4 protein-coding genes and 1 pseudogene are annotated in these 6,045 nt (G+C 73.1%); 1 reads left to right on the top strand and 4 read right to left on the bottom strand.

Going from position 1 to position 6,045, the window contains the following annotated elements; genetic code table 11:
* From UW392_RS01670 to UW392_RS01685, 4 genes and pseudogenes are all read right to left on the bottom strand, one after another.
* Positions 1-730: pseudogene (locus UW392_RS01670) on the bottom strand (hypothetical protein); the annotation flags it as partial.
* Positions 731-903: 173 nt separating this feature from the next.
* Positions 904-2,715 carry a glycosyltransferase family 39 protein gene (locus UW392_RS01675; protein ID WP_320773014.1) on the bottom strand — a complete coding sequence of 604 codons (1,812 nt, stop codon included), beginning with the start codon at positions 2,713-2,715 and terminating at the stop codon, positions 904-906.
* Positions 2,712-3,713: a glycoside hydrolase family 26 protein gene (locus UW392_RS01680; protein WP_320773015.1), complete on the bottom strand. Its 1,002-nt coding sequence runs from the start codon at positions 3,711-3,713 to the stop codon at positions 2,712-2,714. Before UW392_RS01680 ends, UW392_RS01675 begins: the two co-directional genes overlap by 4 nt.
* Positions 3,710-5,329, bottom strand: coding sequence for a glycosyltransferase family 2 protein (locus UW392_RS01685; protein WP_414495410.1), 1,620 nt, complete (start codon positions 5,327-5,329; stop codon positions 3,710-3,712). The genes UW392_RS01680 and UW392_RS01685 overlap by 4 nt, the downstream gene beginning before the upstream one ends.
* Positions 5,330-5,557: 228 nt before the next feature.
* Here UW392_RS01685 and UW392_RS01690 point away from each other — a divergent pair, with 228 nt between their 5' ends.
* On the top strand, positions 5,558-6,013 hold the full coding sequence (locus UW392_RS01690; protein ID WP_320773016.1) for a YbaB/EbfC family nucleoid-associated protein: 456 nt from the start codon (positions 5,558-5,560) through the stop codon (positions 6,011-6,013).
* Positions 6,014-6,045 lie beyond the last annotated feature (32 nt).

A 6,045-nucleotide genomic window follows, 5' to 3' on the forward strand; every position in this document is an offset into this window, starting at 1 on the left:
CGAGCCGCCCCCGGTGCCGGTGCTGGGCGGCGTCCTCGCGCACGGGCCGCACCCACACCCCGGCGCCCAGCGGTTCGGCGACGGCCGACGGGCCCACCGGACGGGGGCGGTCGGGCAGGTACCCGTCCCACGCCGGACGCGGGAAGCGGCGCGAGAGGTACCGGGTCTCACCGTGCGGCGCGCACCGCACCCATCCCCGGCCCCGGTCGGCGCCGATGAACAGCGTGCCGCCCGCGGAGGGACGCACGATCCCGTCGGGTACCACCACGGGCTGCCCGAGCCGCCGCGCCAGCCGGCGTCCCGCGGGCGCGGCGCCCTGCGCGGGCGTCCGGCCGAACACCACCCGCAGCCCGGCGAGTCCGACGGGCACATGCAGGCCCAGCGCCTCCTCCACCGGGTCCAGCGGCGCGTACGGCGGCAGGTCCACCACCACCAGCGTGTACTCGGGGTCGGCGGCCAGCCCGGCGGCGAACAGCAGTGACTGGCGGTCGGCGCCGGCGGCCGGATGCACCAGCCAGGCGTTCCCCACCCGCCGCACCCCGTACGGCTCGGCGACCGTCATCAGCGAGGTCACGCCCCCGGAAGCGGGATCGGGAGCGGGAGTGGGATCGGGAGTGGGATCGGGAGTGGGATCGGTCGGGACGGTCTCCGGGGGCGGTGCCGGGCGGTTCCGCGACGGCCGCCAGGGCCGTCTCCGGCCGGCCGTGCCGCCGCCGTCCCGGTTGCTCATGCGCGGCATCTCCGTGCTCGTACTGAGGTGCTCGTCCTGCGTGCTGACTGCGTGCTGACTGCGTGCTGGAACCCCGCTGTCCGGGTCGGGTCGATCATAGGAAGAACAGGCATCGCCGGCCGTGTCCCCGCCCGCGCGGGAAGGGACTGTGCCCCTCCGTGCACGGACGGCCGTCACGACTTGTGCGCGGCGGGCAGCCGCAGCCAGATCTCGAAGTGGCCCGAGCCCACGGAGGTCCGGTACGTCAGGGCGCTCGCCAGCCGGTAGCGGCCGGTGGCCCGCATCTCCCGGCGGACCAGGGTCTGCACGTCGCCGGGCCGGTCGGACCAGTCGAGGACGACCCCGTCGAAGTAGCCGTCCTGGACGGCGGCCCGGTAGCCCTCCGGGCCGCTCAGGTGTCCCTCGTCCTCGCGGCCCGCGTAGTCGATGTAGAAGATCGACGTCCACAGGGTGTAGTCCGTCAGACCCTGGTCGGAGAGGTAGTAGACCGGGCCCTCGTGCGGCTGGCCGAGCCACTTCTGGCCCGGCCGGACGTTCTTCGCCAGTTCCGGGATCAGGTACTTGGTGTCGGGCCACACCCCGTAGTTCTCCGCGGACTGCGACATGCCGAAGGTGAGTGCCAGCACGCCGACGGCGATGACCGCCTGCGGGAACCGGACGTGCGCGCCCATCAGCCGGGACAGGCCCACCCCGGCCATCGGCGCGGCGAACAGCAGCCCGTACCCGATGTGCTTGTGCAGCGAGATGCTGGTCTGGAGGTGCATCTGGTAGGCGGGGGCCAGCAGCGCCGTGCCCGTCAGGACGACACCCAGCGCGAGCCGCCACCCACGCGGTGGCGTGTCCCCGGTCCGGTGGCCGGGGATCTCGCCGAGGCCGTGTCGCCGGGTGTGCAGCACCGTGCCCAGGCAGGCCAGCGCGAACAGCGTCCCGCCCCACCGGACACTGTCCCGGACCAGCAGCCCTACCGACGTGGTGCCGTGTGCCCGTTCGGTCGTGGTCGACTGGATCGCCTGGAGGTAGTCCGTGCTCACCAGGCCGATACCGAGCAGCACCACCGTGCCCGCCGTGAACACCGCGCCGCGCCGCACCGCCTCCCGCGCGCCGAGCCGCCGGTACGCCACCAGCATCAGCAGCAGTGCCAGCGTCGGCAGGTACAGCGCCGAGGCGTACTTCACGCCCACCGTGAGCGCGGCCACCCCGGACGCGGCGAGCGGCAGCGCCCAGTGACCGGTGGCGTGCCGCACGAGCAGCCAAGCCGTCACCGCCAGCAGGAACAGCGCCATCGCGTCGTACGTGGCGAAGTTGCCGAGGAACAGCGTCGACTGGGCGACCGCGAAGACGCCGGCCGCGAGCAGCGCTGACCGCTCGTTGAAGAGCATCCGGGTCAGCGAGTACAGCAGCGTCGTCGCGCCCAGCATGCACGCGAGGCTGACCAGCCGTACGCCGGTCAGTCCCGCCGCGGAGTCCACCCACGCGGCGAGCACCGGGTACAGCGCGGCCGACCCGGAGAAGTACGTGTCGAAGCCGCCGTAGTCGGGGGCCCCGTGGAACAGGTGGTCGATCATGGCGTGCCCGGCGTACACGTACAGCGCCTCGTCCTCGAATGCGCTGTTGTGCAGCCGCAGCGACAGCACCGCCTGCGCCAGCAGCAGACAGGCCAGCAGCACCCGGCTCACCCGGGTGCGGCGCGGCGAGGGCGCCGCGGACCAGCCGCGGTCGGGGACCCGGCCGAGCACCCAGTCGGCGCGGGTGATCTCGTCGAAGGTGTACCCGGGGGCGGGCTGCGGCCCGCGTGCCACCGGCACGCGCAGCCGCAGGGTGGTCTCGGGGTCGTACCCGGTCTTGGTGTACCCCGTCTCGGAGGCGTTCCCCGTCTCGGAGGCGTTCCCCGTCCCGGGGGTGTTCCCCGTCCCGGTCCCGGGGGCGTTCCCCGTCCCGGGGGTGTGCCCCGAGACCGGGGCCGGGTATTCCTCGGTGGTGGTCATGGGCGCCTCACGTCAAAGCCGAACCGCGGGTCGGCGACACCGCGCCGGAACGCGTCCAGCGCCCCGGTGCCGCTGTCGATCCGCCAGTCGGTGCGGTCGGCCGCGTCCAGCCAGACGAAGCCGACCACGTCGTCACGGGTGGCCACGGCCCGGGTCAGTTCCCGCACGACCGCGGCCTTGCTCCCGCCGGGCGGCGCGGCCGTCTCCGCGACCAGGACCGGCGCCCGGGTGAAGGCCCGCGCCTCCTTCACCACGGTGCCGAAGAGCCCGTCGAAGGTGTGTGGTCCCTTGCGGGGGTAACGCCCCACCGGGCCGAGCCAGTCGGCGTACGCGTCGCCCGGCCAGTACGGCTCCAGCGCCACCTCCGGCCGCGCGGTCACCGTCGGGCTCCACACCCACACCACGTTCGACACCCCCGTGTCCTGGAACAGGTCGTGGACGCGCCGCCACGCGGCGACGAACTCCCCGGCGCTCGCCGCGCGCGTGCCCCACGGCCGGTCGCGTTCGTTGAAGCCGGGCGCGAAGGCCAGCGCCACCGGCACGTTCAGGTCCCGGACGGTCGCGGCGGTCCGCCGTATCCCGCCGTCGTCCCCGCCCGCCGCGATCCGGCGCAGCGTCCGTCCGCTCGGCTCCCAGGCGAGGTACGGCAGCATCCGCTGCCGCCACACCGCCGCGACCCGGTCCGCGGGGAACTCCTCGTCCCAGGAGAAGCGCTGCGCCAGCAGGTTGGGCGCCTTGCCCGCCTTCCGCGACCACAGGTCCAGGTAGCCGGGGGTCACCGACGCCCCGGCGAAGGAGACACCGAGGTACTTGTGGCCGCCCCGGGGCCGGATCAGCCACGTCACGTCGAACGGCACGTACGGCGCCGTCCGCCCCTCCGCACCCTCCCCGCCCGCGCCGATCGGCGCGGTACGGCTCGGCGCGCAGCCCGCGGTGGCCGTCGAGGCCATGGTGGCGAGCGCCCAGCGCAGTATCCCCCGGCGGCCCGGCGGGGTCATACGAGAACCCCCCGGGCCGTGGGTGCGTCGGCCTCCTCGGTCTCCTCCGGCCTGGGCACGATCACCACGCGGAGCACGGCCGCCGCGTAGAACAGCCCCGATGCCAACGGCAGTGCGAAGTCCTCCGGCACCATCGTGGCCATCCGCCACAGGGCCGCCCCGACCCACAGCGCGGTCGCCGGCACCGTCCACGTCCACAGGCCGATCCACAGCCGCCGCGTGTTGTCGCGGCGCGCGCCGCCCGAGCCCGTGGGCTGCCAGCCCATCGCCCGGCCGCGCACCACGTCCCAGATCGCGAACAGGTGCGACCAGCTGTACAGCACCCGCGCCGCCCACGCCTCCAGCCGGTACGGGGCCCGGTGCCACAGCGGGTACACGAGGACCAGGTAGACCACTCCGGGGAGCAGCAGCCGCATGTCGGTGAACTTCACCTGCTCCGGGAAGAACAGCAGCAGCACGCATACGATCAGTGGCCCGGTGAACAGGATCAGCGCCGACTCGATGTAGTAGACGAACCCGGACACGTAGCACAGGCGGCTCGCGAACCGCATCCGCACCTTCCAGAACTCCTGGACGCTGCCCAGCATGCTCATCGACGCCATGCACCACCGGTACTGCTGGTTGTAGTACGCGCCGACGGTGTCCGGACAGAGCCCGGTCGCCAGCGCCAGCGGCACGTACCTGAGGTCCCAGCCGCGCGCCCGCAGGTCGAAACCGGTGTGCATGTCCTCGGAGTGCTCGATCAGACTGGTGCCGCCGATCTCCGCGAGCGCCGTACGCCGGTACACGGCGCACGAGCCGACGCAGATCGAGCCGTCGCTGCGCTGCCGTGACACCTGCACCGACCGGTAGAACAGCTCCTGCACCGCGCCCGCGCCGCGCTCGATCCAGTTCTGCTGGTCGAGGACGCGGAAGTACTGCGGTGACTGCACGATCCCGAGACGCGGATCGGCGTCCATGTACGGCAGCAGCTCGGCGAGCAGGTCGGTGCGCGGCACGAAGTCCGCGTCCAGGATCAGGATGAACTCGCTGTCGGAGTGGGCGAACCCGTGCCGCAGGTTGCCCGCCTTCTTGAACCAGCCCCGGTCCGGCCGCACCAGGTACCGGAAGCCGAAGTCCTCCGCCATGGCGGCCACTTCCGGACTGTCGGAGTCGTCCAGCACGAGGGGCACCACCTCCCCCGGGTACGCCTCCGCCAGCCGCGCCAGATGCGTCCAGGTGTTGTGCAGCACCTCGATCGGCTCGCCGCACACCGGCAGGAACACGTCGACCGACGGGTACTCCCGGGGTGCCCAGGCCCGCACCAGCGCGCGGTGCGCCCGCAGGTCGAAGCCGCGGCTGAACAGTTCGAGCCGCAGCGAGACGACGACCCCGAGCACGGACAACAGCAGCACGGGAGCGAAGAACCAGATCCACGGTCCGTGCCGCGCGGAGTCGACCTGGCTGTAGAGGACACAGGTGAAGCCCAGGAACGACGTGGTCGTCAGCAGCCAGGTGTGGCGCGCGACGTAGGCGTACTTCTCCCGGTCGTCGGGAGGGGTGGGCAGGAGCCCCGTGGGGCCGGTGTGGCGGCCGAGGGGGCCGGTGGGGGAGGCGGGGGAGGCGGGAGCGCGCACGCGGTCACGTTAGGGACGTGAGGCGCGCGGTATGCCCGTCCGGGCCGGGCACCGCCTTTCCGGACACGACGTGTGCACCGACGGACGCCGTGCCCGGCCGCCGTCCCTTCGGACAGAGTCGGCGTTCATGCGGGCAGCGGCCGCGACCTGCTGTTTCCGTCCGCGGTGCCGGTCGGGTCGACTGTCGTGACGGAACCGAACCGGACGGGTCGCGGGAGGGGTGAGCGGGTGTCCACGCCGTTCGACGAGCAGATCGAGCAACTGCAGGAGACCTACCGCGCACAGTTGGCGCAGGTCGCCGACCTCCAGCGCCGCATGCGCGAGGTGACCGGCACGGCGACCGCCAAGGCCCAGGCGATGAAGGTGACCGTGGGGCCGCAGGGCGAGCTGCTGTCGGTGGAGTTCCCCACCAACGCCTACCGCCGCATGGCCCCGAAGGAACTCGCCGACCTGCTGGTCTCCACCGTCCAGGAGGCCCGGTCCAAGGCCACCGGCGAGCTGGCCAAGGTGCTGAACCCGCACCTGCCCGACGAGGTGGAGGCCGAGCGGTTGCTCGACGGCACGGCCGACGTCGGCAAGCTCCTGCCGGCCGACCCCGCCATGCCGGACGCGGTCCGCGCGTACGTGGAACAGGGCCGCATCGCCCATGACACGGGCGACGGCCCGCGCATCGCCCACCGCTGACACCCAGCCCCGATCTTTTGGAGAGTGCACTC

Source organism: Streptomyces sp. CRN 30, from assembly GCF_034105845.1.

Excerpts from the sequence above, each read along its gene's own strand:
- UW392_RS01675 (WP_320773014.1), bottom strand. The coding sequence starts at position 2,715 with ATGACCACCACCGAGGAATACCCGGCCCCGGTCTCGGGGCACACCCCC.
- UW392_RS01680 (WP_320773015.1), bottom strand. The coding sequence starts at position 3,713 with ATGACCCCGCCGGGCCGCCGGGGGATACTGCGCTGGGCGCTCGCCACC.